Consider the following 17,584-nt stretch of genomic DNA (forward strand, 5'->3'; position numbering starts at 1 on the left):
AGAGAAACATAATATACTCCTCTATTTAAATTGGAATTATCACTGCTGCTTCATCCAAAAATTGAACAATGATTTTCTCCTTATCTATTTCTACACTAGGAACTGCTCTCCAGCTATCTTCATCAGTATTAGTTGCTCCATACACAGCATTAACGAGGAAATGGGTTCCTGGCATAATTCTCTTCTGAATCGTCGGAATAACAGTACGAGAATGCAGAATGTTTGTATTTGAATTCGGATAAACTAAGTCAGCTCTACCTCCACCATCAAGACTTTTCATTCCGCTTGCTCCCGATGACATTTGAGCAAAACATTCAAGATTCATTTGATCCGTTTTTAATGTAGCTTCTCCCTTTTCACTTTCAATCCCTAATGCAAAGCCACCATCAGCTGTATCTAGTGTTCTGCTTGTTTTTATACAATGTATTCGAATATGCCAAGGTGTGCCTGGGACAATCCATGTTTGCACCTCTACGTCATTCCAAGGCTTCCATTTCGTATAGATATAATTCTTTTCAACTTTAGTATCTTCACATTCTCTTTTCACTCGATAAATATTATCTCCTTCACTCAAAGCTAATATTGAATCAAATGCTCCTTGTGAAAGCCCCCATTCTGCTCGTGGTACACTAAAACCAAAAGTAGTAGAATAAACAAACTTTTCATATTTTGCTGAGGTGTGAGTATGTTCGTTTGTTGATAGATGTCCTGAATTGAAAGCAAGAACATGATCTTTGTTTTGATTTCTAAAAATGATCATATGTGGTTCTTTCTGAATCCTTTTTTCCTGTAATAGAGGGAGTGGCTCCTCTTCTGCTCGCCAGAAGGGATGATCACCATCAAGAGCTAAAGGTAAAAATGATTTTAACGCCCAATAAGGTGAACCTGGTGAATTATAATTTTCAGCTACAATCAAGTTAGGATAAGAATATCCTATTGTTAAAATGCCATTATCGTTAAAGATAGGTTGCTTAAACCACCATCTCATGTTTCTAAGAATAATTCCTTTCATTATCCCTAATGAAAAAGGCTTAATACCTGCATAAACCGCAGCTCCCCAGAATGAAGACATGGCAAATCGATACGTTAAGCTTCGCCCATAAGGAACAGATGAACCATTTGTTGAAAACCAGTAAATAAACTCTTTTGAAAACATCTCTGCGCGTTCTTTATATTTTTTAGAACGGATAGGATCTTCTTTTTCCATAAACTTAGAGTAGATAAGGCCATAAAAATGAAGAGCAAAAGGTACATAATAATCTGAATGTCCATCAATACCATCCGAATACCAACCATTAGATACATAAAATTGATCAATTCTTTCTAAATTTTCTTCAACTTTACAGCGATCATATTGTTGTCCGACATTTTTCAATCCTAGATTAACAAGAACAGCAAAGAATAACCAATTACAATCATGTGCTTTACATTGATTAATTTGTGATAACCATTTTGTTAAATTTTCTTTTTCTTGTAGATTAAGAGGATCCCAAATCTTGCTTGGAATTAGTAATAAAGATAAACCAAAAGCAGCCATTTCAACTATTTTTTGATCAAAATGGGTTATTTCTCCCCAATATTCCTCATGATTAGGGTTTGTTCCATTTTTTATACCTTGCAGATGCATTTTCCACAGATCAGATTCTTTCTCTTCACAAGCAAGTAAGGGTGCTAAGCCCCATAATAATCTTGAAAAGGCCTCAAATTCAGATGTGGAATCAGAGTATGCAGCACTTGTATTTCCCAATTTCAACCTGGTAAACCCTTTACTATAAAAAGATTTTAATGGATTAAAAATTTGTTTTAGTGCCTCAGTTACATCTTCCCTAGATTTAAGAGGGTTTGTTTGAAGCGATTCAATTTTAGTAAGCATGAAATCATGATCCCCTTTCAATTTATAAGCCAAATTAAACCTAAAACCAGCTATCTTATCTAGTAGAACCAATTTCCACAAAAATTCTTATATTAAAAAGGAAGTAATCAACCCCTCTTTAAACGCTTACAAAATAAAAGGTGATATAATTCCTTACCGCTTTTCTCCTCTATACTCAATAGGAGTGACACCAACGTAGTTTTTAAACACTTTAATAAAGTAGCTCTGATTGTCATACCCTAACCTCTCACATATTTTCCCAACAGAGTCAACAGTTTGTTCGAGTAATTCTTTTGCTCTGTTCATTTTGGCTCTTGTCACATACTCAACAAAAGTACCACCAACTTCTTTTTTAAAAAGTCTGCTGAAATAACTAGGATTCAAATAAAGAATGTTCGCAACTTCATCAAGTGTTATTTTCTTTTCTAAATTCACTTCAACATATTTACAAGCCTCGAGTACTTCTTTTCGTCTGGATTTTGAACTAGTACTGTTAACTGCAGACAGAAGCATTTCAAAATAATGAATTAACCAGGTTCTTAGCTCTATTAAAGAATCGATTCCAATTACTTCTTCATGAAGAACTTCATTTGATGTATTAGTACCAAAAAACTGTAAAGCCTTCATCTTAACCTTAAGATCAAGTAAAAGTTTAAGAGTCCAGTCTTTCACAATTTCTGCTGAATATTCTTTTTCCTTAAAGATATCCATCCACTTACATATAAGTGGTCTAATCTCTGAAACATCTTTATTTATAATAAGCTGTCTGATTTCATTTGACGCCTTGTCATACCATTCAAATAAGCTTTCATTTGTTTTTGCTTCTAGTCGTTTTTTCTCTATTTTGCATGTTTCCATATAAAATCGTTGATTCGAACTATCGAGTAAATGATGCAGTGATGTTTTAAAAGAATGATAGGAATCAAATGGTTTATCTACTATAAAAGAGAGGGTAATATTTAATGAACTAAAAACGTTTCTCTGAATTTTCTCAAGACATTTTGTTGTTACTCCGTAACTATCTGACTTTAACGTTGTACTATATGGAAAGAACAAAAAAGATTCCTTCTCACTAAAATTAAAAGAAATGGCTATCTGATCATCATCATTTAATACTTCATTAATGACATTTTGGATCGAGAATAATAATGTATCTTCAGAATGATAAGATATCTTGGCAGAGCGATAATCTTGTATGAAGCATAATACAGGTATAAACATTCTATTCGTTAAATCCAACCCATAGGATCGTGCTTCATCGTAAATACCTTTATTTTCAAAGCTGCTTTGATCAATCGTTTTACGTAGAAAATCTCTTTTCATTGATTCTCTGTTTCGTTCAACAATACTCTCTAACTTGAATTCTTTTATTTTTTTCTGATCTTCTCTTTCTTTATTTTGCTTTAATTTTTTTAGTACTTCAGTTAAATCTTTCGGATTAAGTGTATCTTTTAAAAGATAATCTTGTACATTGAGCTTTAAAGCCTGATGTGCATAATCAAACTCATTGTGACACGTTAACATGCAAACCTGTATATTAGGATTTAATTCTTTTAATTTCTTGGTTAATTCTAATCCATTCATTTTAGGCATACCGATATCAGTTATTAATATGTCTGGCATTTCATTTAAGGCATGGGTTAGAGCATTAGCTCCATTTTCATGAGTGCTTTGAAGATTTAATCCTAATTGGTTCCAATTGATTGTCTCAATTAATAGCTCTAGAACTGGATAATCATCATCTACTAGCATTACGTTATACATTCATCATTCAACCTCCCCTTAAAACAGACAGTACCACTTTTGTACCTTTTCCCACTTCACTATACACTTCCATATTGAATGCATTACCAAAAGTCATACACATTCTTTCATATACATTTGTTATACCAATACTTGAGAACCCCATCTTATTTTGCACATTACTAAAGCCTGCATCTCTAGTTAGTCTTTTTCGTAGATTTAATAGTGACTGTTCACTCATTCCCTCACCATTATCTTCAATAATAATGAAGAAATCATTCCTTTTTAAAAAGGCTTCTACAGTAATTTTTCCAGCACTTTGATTTAATCCATGGATAATAGAGTTTTCAATAATTGGTTGTAAAATAAAACGTGGTATCGTTTCTAAATATGCAGTATCTGATACATTAACCTCAAATTGAACTGCTTCTCTTTGACGCATATTCATTAGACGTACATAATCTGTTACGATACCTACTTCATCTCTAAATGTGATCATGCCTTTGTCTTGATCAATGGTCATTCGTAACAATTTAGATAATGAGCTAATCATTTCAGCACTCTCATAATCACCCTTTTTCATCACTTTCATTCGAATGGAATTTAATACATTAAATAAGAAATGTGGATTAATTTGAGCCTGAAGCATTGATAGCTCTGCTTTTCGTTTTCTTATTTGAGTTTCTGTAATTTCACTGATCATTTCATTTACTCGATCAAGCATTAAATTAAAAGAATTAGAGAGTTTACCTATTTCATCCTTATTTTGAACGTTAGAACGAACCTTTAAGTTACCACTTTGTACAGTTTCTGCCACATTGCTTAAATGCACTAATGGCTTTGTGATTGTCTGTAATATATAGGCTAATAATAGGAAAAAGATAATAAATGAAATCAATTGAACAAGAAATACCTTTTGGAAAATTGAATTAATTTTAAAGATAGCTTGTTTGTATGGATTAACTGATACGAGCTTCCATCCCATATTCATTATTTGATGATCTGCATAAAGGAAATTCTCTTTCTGTGCAGTTATGATATTTGTAAAATTCGGATCTTGAATTTCCTTTATATAAGGAAATTTGTCCCCAATTTTTCCATTGTCTCGATGAGATAAAATTTTAAATGATGAATCTACAAGCATCATTTCTTCTTTACCAGGCAAACTTTCAAATGCTTGCTTCACTTTATTTTCCATTATAGTTACAATGACATATCCATAGATTTTCAGATTAGAATCTCTTAAAGTTCTAGCAACTGAAATCTGATAAGGATTACTTTTTTGTTCCGATTTGAAAACTGTTGGCTGACTTCCGATCCAAACGGCTTCATATCCAAAAACTCCATCTAGTTCTTTAAACCAAGGTTTATTAAATAGGTTTTCTGGATTATAATCACTTACAGGATAATTGGTGTAGTGCTTTCCATTTTTTAGAAGTATCGTTACATATGATTTTTCTCCAAGTAGTGTTACATTTTCAATCGTTTTAGACACTTTACTATACTCTACAAAGCTTTCATATGCTTCTTCTTGTTCTATAGTATGATCATCTATTTTGGCATTTTTCTTTAAAATAGTGTTAATTTCAGAATCAAGTTGAACAAAATTTGCAGCATATAACATATCCTCAAAGATTTTATTCAGGTATTCTCCTGCTAATTTCAATTCTCGATTAGCATTTGACAATGCCTGTTCCTTCATAGCATCCTTTGTTAAATAGTTATTAATAAAGAGCGTAATAATAGCAGGTATAACAATACAAATGATGGAAGTTAAAATAACTTTGTAGCGAAAAGAATGGGGTGGTAGCTTCTTTTGTATCTGACTCCACATAACTTACCTCCTCATGTAAAGGATAAGATTTCGGGATTAACTATTTTCCCTCTACTTATTATCTTATCAAAAGTTACTGAAGAGAAGATTTTTTCTTGTGCCTAGTTTGGATACTATAAAGGAAACATGGCATTAAGTACTCTTTTCGTTTAAATTCATGCAATAATTTCAAAACAACTGATTATTTCCTTTTAATTTAGCTAGACCTTCAACAAAATAGTAGTCTCCATAAATAAGTGGTACATCAATATTCTTCCCTTCAGGATAGTGACTAGTTCCACTAAGAATTAAGCCTTCTTCATTATGGTTATCCCAAGCACCATAGTTCTCGTAAAGGGATTTAAGTATTCTAGCACCAGCATTCCTATAAATTGCAGATTCTGTTGAACTTACTTGATCAGCCAATAACAGTAAACCTGATGCTGCAATTGCACCAGCTGAAGAATCACGATATTTTGTAATGTGATCAGGAAGCCTAAAATCCCAATGTGGAACATAATCTTCTGGTAGATTGGCAATAAAGAAGTGTGAAACATTTTTTGCTGATTGTAGATATTTATCATCCTTTGTATATTTAAAAAGTAATGAGAGACCATAAATTGCCCATGCTGCTCCTCTAGACCATGCTGAATCAGGACCAAAGCCTTGACCACCAATAGCTTCAACTCTTTCCCCAGTTTCAGGATCAAATCGAACAATATGATGTACAGAACCATCTTTTCGTATAAAATGATCTAAAACAGTTTCTCCATGCTTTTTAGCAACAATACTATATCTAGGATCTCCCGTTACATCTGTTGCCCAAAATAATAATGGTAGATTCATCAAGCAATCAATAATTGCCCAACCTGAATTTTTTTCTCCTTCATACCATGGATTCCAAGCACGAATATAGTTCCCTGAAGCATTAAACCTACCCATTAATAAATTTGCTACTAATAGCCCTCGTCTTTTAGAGTCTTCTTCATTTAAAAGTTTATATCTTGCAACACTTGTTAACGTCCACATAAAGCCCATATCATGATCTAACTTATAATAATCTGTGATAACAGTATCCAATTTCTTTTCACATTGTTCCGCTAATTCTTTATAGGAATCATTTTTTGTATCCTGATAAAGCAGCCAAAGTAATCCAGGCCAAAATCCTGCTGTCCACCATGAAGGAGCCTCCAATTGGTACTTCCCTTCAACACTTGCATGTGGAAAATTTGACCCTATTTTTTCACTCGTTCTTTCAACCTTAGTATTTACTTTCAGCCATGCTTCCTCAACCCATACTAAACTGCTATTCATCATATCACCTTTCCTATTTTTCAGTTTTCATCAGACATAAAATAACGAAAAGAAAAAGGCGTCAGCTTTTGCTGCATCCATTTCCTTTCCTCCCAATTAAATAGGTTGGGAGGAAGGGAAATGGCATTTACGCCTAATACATATGCATTTATCAACAATTATTTATTATTATCGATAATTTCTTGTGCTCTTTCTTGTGTTGCCTTTAATGTTTGCTTAATTTCTTGTTCACCTAAGATTAATTTTTCATACTCTTCATTTACAACCTTGTATAGCTCTGCTTGATAAGGAACAGGTGGGATGATCTTGGATGATTTTGCTCCTTTTAATACATTCACTAGTGACTCTCTATCTACTTTTTCAGGTGTTGCAGTATCTGCTAAGATTCCATCGATAATAGATCCTAATTCTTCTTCACTAACACCATTCCAAGAAGGAATATTTTTCCCTTGAACGATTTGACCTTCTGATGTGTACCAACGAATAAATGTATAAGCTTCTTTCTTATGCTTCGAATTCGCAGCGACAGACATAAAGTCAGTTGTAACTGGAGTATATCCACCTGCATCCCCTTCTTCATTCTTAGGGTAAGGAGCTACAGCCACATTAAAGTCTAGAGGGAATTGTTCTGTTCCTCCTAATTCTGTATTCATCCAGCTACCAATTAACACCATGCTTGCATCTTGACCAAAAAACTGATTACGATAATGAAGCTTCTGTGAAATAATATCTGTATAAGGTGTTGCAGATTTATCTACCTTTTCCATTTGAACACGCATTTCTAATGTCTTTTTAAACAAAGGACTATCAAAATTAGACGTACCATCTGCTTTAATAAATTCTGTATTATCTTCTTCACTAGCAAGAGCTAATTTCATAAATTCCATCCAGCCACCACCTTGTGGACCGTGAAAATATGTTCCATAATGATCATCTGTTGTTAGTTTTTTTGCATATTCCATATACTGTTCCCATGTCCAATCAGTTGGCACTTCTAATCCTGCTTCATCTAAATGATTTTTGTTTAACAATACGTACCAAGGATTGAATTTACCAGGAAGTGCGTAATAGTTATCATTAAGCTTTGTATCCACTTTATATTCTTCATTTATTGTATATCCTTCTTCTTCAATAAACTCATCAATTGGTGCTACCATACCTAGTGCAACGCGCTGTGCATAACTAGCAGGATCACTAAACATTAAAACATCTAATTGTTCACCAGAAGCAGCCGCCAAATCTAACTTCTGTGTTGCTTCTTGGGTGTCTCCCTTTTCACTAAGAATGACAAGATCAACATCTATTTTAGGGTACTCTTCCTCAAAAGCTGCAATTGTTTTTTCCCAATTATAGCTTGCTTCATTTCCGTGTGTATGGAACTTAATTGTCACAGCTTCATCAGATGCCTTATTATCCTTATCATTTTCTGTTCCAGCGGTGCTTTCTCCACCACCTGTACAACCTGCTAGTACCCCAACTAACATTGTCGAAGCAGCTAATGTAGACCAAAACTTCTTCTTCATCATATTTCTCCCCCTTATTAAGTTCTTCTACAATGAAAACCCTTACACGAAAAAGTATAGCAAAGGCTTTAACCATTAATATAATAATTATTTTACTCATATCGGAAAATATTTGACTTTTCAAAAAGTTTTCCTGCTACATATTGTTTTTTATTACCCCTTTACTCCACCTAATGCTATTCCTTCAATTACTTGCTTTTGTCCGATCATAAATACAATCAGTAATGGTAGAATAGCAGAAACTGCTGCAGCCATAATTAATGAATAAAACTCTCCATTAATTGTTGTAAACTTTTGCATTGCCAGTTGAATTGTATAAAGAGCATCTGATCGTAAGAAAATTAAAGGGTTTTGATAATCATTCCAAGTCCAAATGAACCTTAAGATTGCATATGTTGCAACTGCAGGACGCACGATAGGTAAAGCAATTGACCAGAAAATCCTCCAATGACCTGCACCATCAATTTTTGCAGCATCAATGTACTCGTTATGAATTCCCATAAAAAATTGTCTTAGCATAAAAGTTCCTAATACACTAAAGCTCCCTAATAATATTAGCCCTAAGTGACTATCAAACAACCCAATGTTTCGATAAAGAATAAATTGTGGAACTAAGCTAGCTTGTGGAGGAACCATATAAGTTGCTAAAACTATGATAAATAACCATTTACCTGCAGGAAATTTCACTTTAGAAAAACCATAAGCTGCTAAAGCTGAAACCGTACAAGAAACGACTGTTGTGAGGACTGCAACTTTTATAGAATTCCAATAATAGATATAAAACGGAAACTCTCCAAACCAAACTTGTTGATAGTTATTAAAACCATTCCATCTCTCAGGTATCCACTGAATAGGAAACTTAAATACATCTGCTTCTATTTTAAATGATGTTGAGAGCATCCATATAAATGGTAATAAAAACAATATACTAACTAAAAATACGATTATTGTAAAAATGAGTTTTTGAATATTTAGTTTCTTACTCATTAAGTTCCCTCCCTTAATAATGGCTGTTTTCAAAACTTTGTTGCTTTTAAATACATGAAGCAATCATCACTGTATTAAGTCTAGTGGCATCTTTTCTTCATAAAAAGATATCCTTATAGTGGAAAAACACAGTTTTCACTCCATATTTTGGTTACATAGCAACAATCGTTCAGAAAAGAGCCCTAATAATTAACCCATCTTTTTTGTCCAACCCATTGTAATATTGTAATTAAAAAGACAATAAAGAATAAGATAACTGCCATTGCAGATGAATATCCAATATCTAGATTAACAAAAGCCGTATCATATAGATGCCATACAAGCATGCTTGTTGAATGCAAAGGTCCACCTTTTGTTAAAACTGCGATTAAATCGAATACTTTAAACGTTGAAATAATACCTGTGATTAGTAAGAAAAATGAAGTTGGAGATACCATTGGGAAGGTAATATGACGAAACTTTACCCAAGAATTTGCCCCATCCATATCGGCTGCTTCATATAATTCTTTTGGAATCGATTGAAGACCAGCAATATAGATAATTAAATTAAAGCCAACCGAAATCCATATTTGAATTAACATAACTGATATCAATGCAAAATTCGGATCAGCAATCCACAATGGTGGATTCTCAATGCCTAATGACATTAATGTTTGATTGATAGGTCCTGACGAAGGATGAAATAATACTTGCCATACAACCGCAATGGCAACAACACTTGATATATATGGCATAAAAAATGCAACTTTAAAGTAGCTTTTCATGTAAACGCTTTTATCAATTACCACAGCTAAAAACAATGAAAATGCCATACAGATTGGTACTGTAAATAAGAAAATCCCATTATTTAATAATGATTTGTTAAATACTTTATCTTCAATTAAATCTTTGAAATTACTAAACCCAACCCATTTTAATTGATCAATTCCTTGAATAAACTTCCAATCTGAGAAACTTAAAATAAATGTAGCAAATATCGGCAGAAGCACTAATACAGAAACTCCAATAAGCATTGGAGAAACAAATAAAAACCCTGCTAAATTCTCACTCTTCTCTGTCTTTACTTTTCTTCTACCTATTTTCACTTTTGAGGATGTAGATATTTCGGCTTTCGAACTCATCGGGTATCACCTCTTTTTTAATATACCTTTATTATAAGAAAAGAAGAGTTTCGACACTTAACAGTATTTTGATAGATATTGCAATAATTTTTACTTCTTTTAAGAAAAAACAAGAGTCCACAAACAAAAGATCACCTGTTTCATCTATCAACTTTGTATTAATAACAAAAATAACACAGATATATTTGCTTTGTGTAACATGGCAGATATATCTGTGTCTAAGGATTAACGATCTATGAATTTGTGCTTAGATTCATACTTGCAAAGATTGAGTATGAAAGATACATCAAAACAAAAGCTACGCCACTCCCGAAAAATAATAACGCGACTCCTGGGAAGATCAAACCTATTAATATACCTGTCACCACCGCAAGAATCATTGTGAAGGTACGAAATGGAAATGAGGTACCGAGTAGAATGGCTGATTTATAATATTGAAGGATAGAACCCTCAAGATGTACATACACCGGGAAAATATAGATAAGGACAATAGAAAATATAAAAGTCATAATAACAAAGCATGTTAAAAAGATGTAATGAAGTATACCTTGCATTGAATTAATTAAAACCAAATCTATATACATGAAACCTATGATACATAACAATGTTCCCCACAGTATATTCGCCTTTTTAAACTCACTTTTATAAACATTCCAGAAAGAGGAAAAAATTGATATGTTATGCTCTCCCATAATCCATTTACGTACAATCGAAAATAAAGCTACAGTTGATGGAGCAATTCCAAAAATGATAAAACCTATTAGTGTGAAAAATATCCATAGTAGATTAATATAGGCAAATTTACTAATCCAATCACATATTCGCAATACCCCTGAAGTCCAACCTGCTGATTCCAAAATGTTCCCCTCCATTTGTTTTAGCAGCTATTAACTTAATCATAATTTGTATGTTTTTACATAAATATCACTTTTTTTACTACTTTCAGAAAATTTTTTACTCTTATTCATTTATGTAACTTTTACAAAGTTAATAAAATGAAGTAGAACCCAAGATCCTACTTGGAATCATAAGTAAGATAGTTTTAGAGATTTTGCCAATAAGTCGACCATTTCGTTGGAAACCAATTCTTCTTTATTATGTGCAGGTGTTAAGCATACAACTCTTCCCATACCATACGCATGAGTCCAGCCTGCAACAGTATTGCCTTTAGCTGAAACAGCTCTAAGAAACACATCTGTGTTGCTTTCATCACACGTCACAAAATAATGTTCATCAACCATACTAAACTGGTTTCTTATAGTTGTTACTTCTCCTGTTGGTTGATAACTAACATGCTGATGTTCACTCGGATGAAAATCAAATTTCCCCTGAACCATTTCGTAATATTTTTTAAAATTTTCATAGGAAGATAATCCCGAATGCCAAACAAACCAACTGCCACCTTGCTTAACATATTGACAAATTTTCTCTTCAAGTTTTTCACACATCCAGTATCTTGGCTTTTCTTCCGTTGGATTTAATCTATTTGCTTTGTATAGTACGACGATATCAGGGTGTTCTTGCAGCTTTTCAGTTAATTGTTCTGCTTTTATATACTCAACTTCCATTTGTTCTCCTTCATTTTTCAACTTTAATAAAGCATGATTAAGAGCTGGTGAAATGTTAGCTTCTTGATGATAATAATCACCTAGAAGTGCAATAACTTTTTTCATCATACCCCTCCAGAGTCATTTTTATCTTAATTGCCTTCTATCCATTGTTCTAAGTAGGAATGTAAATTGTCCCTAAACAAAGAGACTATCTCATAAGGTAAAAAACTAATGAGACAGCCACTTTAATATTATTAATATTTTACTTTCAGTAGTAATAGAAGGATCAGAAAGACTCTAATTTAAAACTTCTTACTCATTTTTTTCAACTAAACCTTCTACGGCATCCTGTAGGGAAACTCTTGCAGCAACTACTTTATCTGTAGTAGACTGTGGGTTCTTCAGTACAGATTTTGCTTTCATGAGTGCTTTATGGAAGTTTTTCCAGCTTTCCTTTGTATAGCTTTTATGATTTTTCTGTTCATGATCATCGTATAACTTTTGCAAAGTTTCTTTATTTACTTCTACTTTGTTTTTCCCATTAATCACATCAATACCATCTAAAACAAATGTTCCACCTTTAATTACCACTTTAGCTGTATGCTTTTTATCCTTAAATCCTCGAATATGATAAGAAGTTTGTCTATCACCTTTAGCATATATCCTAAAGTTCTCATCAACTAATTGATCATCAACATACACATCAATTAAGGCATCAGGAGTGGCACCAAATAAGTTGAAGCCTGATCCTTCAAATTCAAAAACCATCATACTACTACTAGGATTATCTGTATTAGGCTTGCTATAGATATTTACTCCACGGTAATCCATGAATGTTTCTAGCTTTTCATTATCTTTTAGTGACACTTTAAGAGTATGTGGTTTTTCTTCAAGACCTCGTATAGAGTATCTTACACCTGTGCTTGAATCTACGCCAAAATTCCCCACATCAACTCCATCAAGTTCAAAATTATAGAGAGTTTTTTCTCCTTTCCCAGCCAGATAATCAATACCTGAACCAGTAAAGTTTATTAAAAGATATGGATCATCATTAAAATTAGCCCATGCATTTGTATTATTGGAACCCCAAGAAGCATTTTTTCTAAATGCATACACTGTATTTTCTTCGTTTCCAACAAGCGATTCATCCGAAATTTTAACAATATCATTAGCACCTAATTTTTTTACAGCTAAAATAGGATCAGTGGTTTCAATTTCTGCTTTACTAAAGCTGATATACTTTTCTTTTGCTACAACTTTAAGTGTATGTTCTTTGTCTTCAAGATTTTTTGAAGACCATACAATCTGATTTATTTGACTGTTATTAAGATAATTCGCTTCACCGACTAATTTTCCATCTAAATATACATCGCCTGTGCCATTTGAAGGATTTGTGATACCAAACAGTCTGATCTCAGTTCCCTTAAATTTGATCTCAAACGAACCGCCTACAGAGCTCCAAGCATTTGAACTATTGGAAGACCAGTTGCCCGAATAAAATACCTTATTTAATGTCCCTTGCGTTGTTGTTGAATCACCATGAGCTACCGTCACTCCATTCCAAACAGGGACATCTGTTGCTGCGGTCATTTGTGTGCGGTTAAAGTGTGCATAGCCCGCTTGTGTATAGTTCCATTTACCAATATAGCTAATTGGATTTAACAAGTTAGTATTATTTAGAGCTTCTTCCTCGGTTTTATATAGATTTCCCTGTGCACTATCTATCTTTTCTGACTCATAGGTATATCCCTTAATTGGATCTACACGTAAATTATCAATAAGAGTTTCATAGTATCCAGATCCTAGGACAATTCTTCCAGACATTACCGTTGAATCCTCATCCGTATACTGATCAATTTCTTTTCCATCAAGGTAAAGTGTGAACACATTTTCCTTTGCTTCAAGAGCTAAATTATGCCAAAGCTTGTTATCGAATTGACCAATTTCTCCGCTCTTTACAACATTACCCAATTTAAGGATTTCATACTTGCCATCTGAATACACTCGGGCATTATATGGTGCATGTGAATCTAAACCACCGGCTTTCATTTGTCGTACTCCAATTAAAGCATAATTGCTTCTTCCCTCTACTTCTGGAGTATGAGTGTCTAATAAAAAGTCATAAGAAACCTTATAATTCACCCATCGATGATCACCAAGTGTTGTATTTGGATTACTAGTTGATTCTGAGCCATCTTTCCCACCCCATACAGACCATTCTGATGCGATAATATCAGGATTTATTTTCTGCTGTAGCATATTTCCATGCTTTTTGGCATCAGGAATCGTTAACTCAGTACGTTCTACACTTCCACTAGAAGCAGGCTTAGTTGCTTTTTTCACAACTTCAAAAGCACCTATTTGGTCAGTTGTATAACGTGGAGTTCCTCCTCTTCTTTCAACATAATCTCTTCCTTTTTCATCATCACGATATTGTTTATATTCAAAATCATCTTTATAAGGTAAAGATAAAATTGTGTCTTCAGATAAATCAACTGGCTGTGATTCATATTCAAAGCCTTCTACTTCTGACTCTTTATCTAATGTAGAAATCGTTACAATTGAATAAGGTTTCACTTCAATTTCATATTCTCCATTCTGCGGTGATATAACATGTATGTTTTTAAACCAATTAGCATCATATGCTTGTCCTTCATCTGCACCACGTGTTTCCCATACAAAGATTGGTGCATTTTCCTTGCCATTTAAGTTTTTTGTATTTATTTTATATTTTCTAGTATTCTTTGTATTATTTGCAAAAACAGTTGTATAGTCATCTGTTTCTGGATCTTTTAATGTAAGGTAGTTATGAGTACTTGTATCAACATCAACACCACCATCAAAGAAATTCCCATCACTATATGTTGCATCTTTCACATACATCCACCGCTCATTTTCAGGTGTCGAGTGATCATCATATCCAACAAAATTCATCACATGACGCACACCTTGCAATCCACCATCTACTTCATAAAAACCAGACCACGGATCAAAGGCACTAATTAAATGCTTCGGATTGTAGGCTGATCCTTCATAAAATGCTGCTACTGATGGCTGGAAATCAAATGAAACAGCATTAAGTGGATTACTTGCTGCCCCTGTCCATGAATACACTGAAATGATACGTGAGGTAACATCAATAATTCCAGCTTTCCCCCCGAGTCCACGATAATTCGGCTCCATATTTTCGCGATAACGTGCATTAATCATCGGCGCAATTCCTTCAGACACCCAAACTTCTTTAGGCTTCTTTCCTAGTTCTATTAACTTGTTTTGTAATTCAGTAAGTTCATTTGATCCATTTAATCCATAATGAGAGCTGATAACATCAATTTCATCCATTAAATCTGGATGATCAAGCAAAGTCCTACTTATTGTTTTTGTATCTCGGTAACCATCAGAGGCAACTAGTTTAATATCTTTATAGTCAGCTTCATAATTTGGTTCTTCTTTAATAGAAGTAGTAAAATATTTAAGCCAATCAAGTTCGTTTTTACCATTATTTTGCGCTCTTTCATTCTGGGAAATTCCAATATAATCTAGTTTAAATCCATATTCATCTTTAACGGCGTCCATTGTCTTTTTGTACCATTGATATCTATTTTCATAATCAAGGGTCGCAGCACCAGTCCAAGTAAACCTGGGTTCACCCCAACGTAAAATCTCAGTCGTGATATCAGGGTTGATGGATTTTGCATCAGCTGCAAATTGGAACCCGGCTCCTCTTAATACATTTGCTGGCTCATCACTATACCGCATTGTTGCCGGCTCAGTTCCGGAGGATGAATTCACATCAGCACCTAATTCTATTTTGACATGTGTTAAACCAGCACCTGTTTCGTTATTAAATAATAGATTCATAATTTCCCAATATTTCTCTGGGTGTTCTTCTTTATAATCTAACATCAAACGAGATGTATTATTTGCTGTAACAGTTCCAAACCCTTTAAACCTGTTATATTCATCTACATTTTGACCATCAATTGTAATATTTTTTGTGACCACTTCAGCTTTGGATTCATTCGGACTCACGGTAATGACTGACCCCACTAATAGGGTAGTAATAGCTACAGAACCGATTAGTTTCTTCATTTTCTTTTTTCTGAGCATTATTTTATCATCCCTCACTTTGATTATTCAATTAGCCAAGATAACTACTTAAATGGGAAAAACTAGTGTCAATTGTTCCTACTTATTTAAAGATTACCTCACCTCCTTTACAGAGTTTAGATATATAAACCACCTTCATAGGTTTATGGTTTAAGAATGCCATTTACTATTCGTTTGCTTTTTCTGTAAATTTTTAGAAAATAGAAGTAATATTTGTCTAGTCATATTTCAAGAAGAAATTACAAGGTGATTTTGGGAAGTGATGTCATTACAATATAAATGGTAGCGTTTACATTATTTCATATAATTTCATACTCTCTATACCATTATATTGACTAAATATAGTAATTTTTTTACATCTTCAGTTTATTAATCTTTCTAATGAAAACAAAAAAGCTCCAATCCCAATCCTAACAGTGGAACTAAAGCTTCTCATACTATGAAGATTCAAGAGGCATTTGAAAACTAATACTCCCTTAGTATATTTTTCCACAAAACACCAATCCTTCTACTTAAAAACTCATGAACTAAAGTACTTTCTCCAACCACCTATGAGCAAGAATAGGCCAAATAGCAATACCTTCATCATGTTGACGCTGTGAAAAATTCTTAACCCCTTGAATAATCGCTTCTTTTAAACTTAATTTTTCTGAAATTTCCCCTATCATTTTTAAGGAAGGAGGTAGTTCAATGTTATTTTCAATATAAAACTCTATCGTTTCTATATATTGCTGCATCGTGTAATATCCATCATAATTCCCACTAGCCCAATCTTCGTTTGCTAATGAAATACCATGCCCGCCATTGCCAAACACATGAAGTTCAAATGGGACTCCTTGTGCTTTACATGCATTAGCAAATAAATAGCTATTTTCTACAGGTACATGTTGATCTGTAGCTGTATGCCAAAGAAAAATTGGAGGTGTATGTTCTGACACATGGTTTTCTAATGACATATATTCCAATTCCTCTTTTGTTGGATCTTCACCTAATAGTGCTAAAAAAGAATCTTTATGTACAAAAGAAGTAGATGAGATAACCGGATAGGATAAAATCATAGCATCTGGTCGATTACTGATATTTTCATATTCACCACTGATTTTTAATTCCTTTGCATCATAGTGAACTGCAAGGCTAGCACTAAGATGCCCGCCTGCTGAAAACCCACAAACCGCTAATTTATTTGGAATGATTTTAAATACTCCAGCATTTTTGCGAAGAAACATAACTGCTTTGGATAAGTCCTTTAAAGGTTGCAGTTTTAATGGATTTTGCGCTAATAAATTTGTTGTATATGTGATGACAAATGTATTGTAGCCTTCTTTATAAAACTCCTTAGCAACAAGCTCTCCTTCAGCAGGAGACACCCTTTGATATCCGCCACCAGGAACGACTATCATTGCTGGTCTTATTTTCTCATCCTCATCATGAATATATGTAACAATATTCGGCATGAAAAGGCCTTTGACAGGGTATGTATAATCCGTTTTTGTCCAAAGGTGATACGCATTAGTAAGCAAACTAATTCCCCTTCTTTCAACAGAAAAAAT

The 17,584-nt window shown here is 33.5% G+C and carries 11 protein-coding genes; all 11 read right to left on the bottom strand.

Going from position 1 to position 17,584, the window contains the following annotated elements:
- Positions 1-25 precede the first annotated feature (25 nt).
- Positions 26-1,873, bottom strand: coding sequence for a DUF2264 domain-containing protein (locus FS935_RS11890; RefSeq protein WP_146948802.1), 1,848 nt, complete (start codon positions 1,871-1,873; stop codon positions 26-28).
- A gap of 153 nt (positions 1,874-2,026) precedes the next feature.
- A complete protein-coding gene (locus FS935_RS11895) occupies positions 2,027-3,637 on the bottom strand; it encodes a response regulator transcription factor (protein WP_146948804.1) in 1,611 nt (536 codons plus the stop codon).
- A 7-nt stretch (positions 3,638-3,644) separates the two neighbouring features.
- Positions 3,645-5,450, bottom strand: coding sequence for a sensor histidine kinase (locus FS935_RS11900; protein WP_146948806.1), 1,806 nt, complete (start codon positions 5,448-5,450; stop codon positions 3,645-3,647).
- Between the two features lie 168 nt (positions 5,451-5,618).
- Positions 5,619-6,743 (bottom strand): glycoside hydrolase family 88 protein, encoded by a 1,125-nt coding sequence (locus tag FS935_RS11905; protein WP_146948808.1) that lies wholly within the window; start codon positions 6,741-6,743, stop codon positions 5,619-5,621.
- Between the two features lie 158 nt (positions 6,744-6,901).
- Positions 6,902-8,266 carry an ABC transporter substrate-binding protein gene (locus FS935_RS11910; RefSeq protein WP_193559363.1) on the bottom strand — a complete coding sequence of 455 codons (1,365 nt, stop codon included), beginning with the start codon at positions 8,264-8,266 and terminating at the stop codon, positions 6,902-6,904.
- 153 nt (positions 8,267-8,419) lie between these two features.
- The gene (locus FS935_RS11915) at positions 8,420-9,253 is read right to left on the bottom strand and encodes a carbohydrate ABC transporter permease (RefSeq protein ID WP_146948812.1); all 834 of its coding nucleotides are present in this window, start codon (positions 9,251-9,253) and stop codon (positions 8,420-8,422) included.
- A 182-nt stretch (positions 9,254-9,435) separates the two neighbouring features.
- Positions 9,436-10,374: a carbohydrate ABC transporter permease gene (locus tag FS935_RS11920; RefSeq protein ID WP_146948814.1), complete on the bottom strand. Its 939-nt coding sequence runs from the start codon at positions 10,372-10,374 to the stop codon at positions 9,436-9,438.
- A gap of 233 nt (positions 10,375-10,607) precedes the next feature.
- Positions 10,608-11,231 carry a YesL family protein gene (locus tag FS935_RS11925; RefSeq protein ID WP_158638601.1) on the bottom strand — a complete coding sequence of 208 codons (624 nt, stop codon included), beginning with the start codon at positions 11,229-11,231 and terminating at the stop codon, positions 10,608-10,610.
- A gap of 168 nt (positions 11,232-11,399) precedes the next feature.
- Positions 11,400-12,047, bottom strand: a complete 648-nt coding sequence (locus tag FS935_RS11930) for a ThuA domain-containing protein (RefSeq protein ID WP_158638602.1) — start codon at positions 12,045-12,047, stop codon at positions 11,400-11,402.
- 189 nt (positions 12,048-12,236) lie between these two features.
- Positions 12,237-16,034 carry a glycoside hydrolase family 30 protein gene (locus tag FS935_RS11935; RefSeq protein WP_146948817.1) on the bottom strand — a complete coding sequence of 1,266 codons (3,798 nt, stop codon included), beginning with the start codon at positions 16,032-16,034 and terminating at the stop codon, positions 12,237-12,239.
- A 527-nt stretch (positions 16,035-16,561) separates the two neighbouring features.
- Complete coding sequence (locus FS935_RS11940) at positions 16,562-17,554, bottom strand: alpha/beta hydrolase (protein ID WP_146948818.1); 993 nt, start codon at positions 17,552-17,554, stop codon at positions 16,562-16,564.
- Positions 17,555-17,584 lie beyond the last annotated feature (30 nt).

The sequence above is a fragment of the Metabacillus litoralis genome (genome assembly GCF_007994985.1).
Classification (GTDB): Bacteria; Bacillota; Bacilli; order Bacillales; family Bacillaceae; genus Metabacillus; species Metabacillus litoralis.

Coding starts and splice junctions, on each gene's coding strand:
- FS935_RS11890 (WP_146948802.1), bottom strand. CDS start 1,873: ATGCTTACTAAAATTGAATCGCTTCAAACAAACCCTCTTAAATCTAGG.
- FS935_RS11895 (WP_146948804.1), bottom strand. CDS start 3,637: ATGTATAACGTAATGCTAGTAGATGATGATTATCCAGTTCTAGAGCTA.
- FS935_RS11900 (WP_146948806.1), bottom strand. CDS start 5,450: ATGTGGAGTCAGATACAAAAGAAGCTACCACCCCATTCTTTTCGCTAC.
- FS935_RS11905 (WP_146948808.1), bottom strand. CDS start 6,743: ATGAATAGCAGTTTAGTATGGGTTGAGGAAGCATGGCTGAAAGTAAAT.
- FS935_RS11910 (WP_193559363.1), bottom strand. CDS start 8,266: ATGAAGAAGAAGTTTTGGTCTACATTAGCTGCTTCGACAATGTTAGTT.
- FS935_RS11915 (WP_146948812.1), bottom strand. CDS start 9,253: ATGAGTAAGAAACTAAATATTCAAAAACTCATTTTTACAATAATCGTA.
- FS935_RS11920 (WP_146948814.1), bottom strand. CDS start 10,374: ATGAGTTCGAAAGCCGAAATATCTACATCCTCAAAAGTGAAAATAGGT.
- FS935_RS11930 (WP_158638602.1), bottom strand. CDS start 12,047: ATGAAAAAAGTTATTGCACTTCTAGGTGATTATTATCATCAAGAAGCT.
- FS935_RS11935 (WP_146948817.1), bottom strand. CDS start 16,034: ATGCTCAGAAAAAAGAAAATGAAGAAACTAATCGGTTCTGTAGCTATT.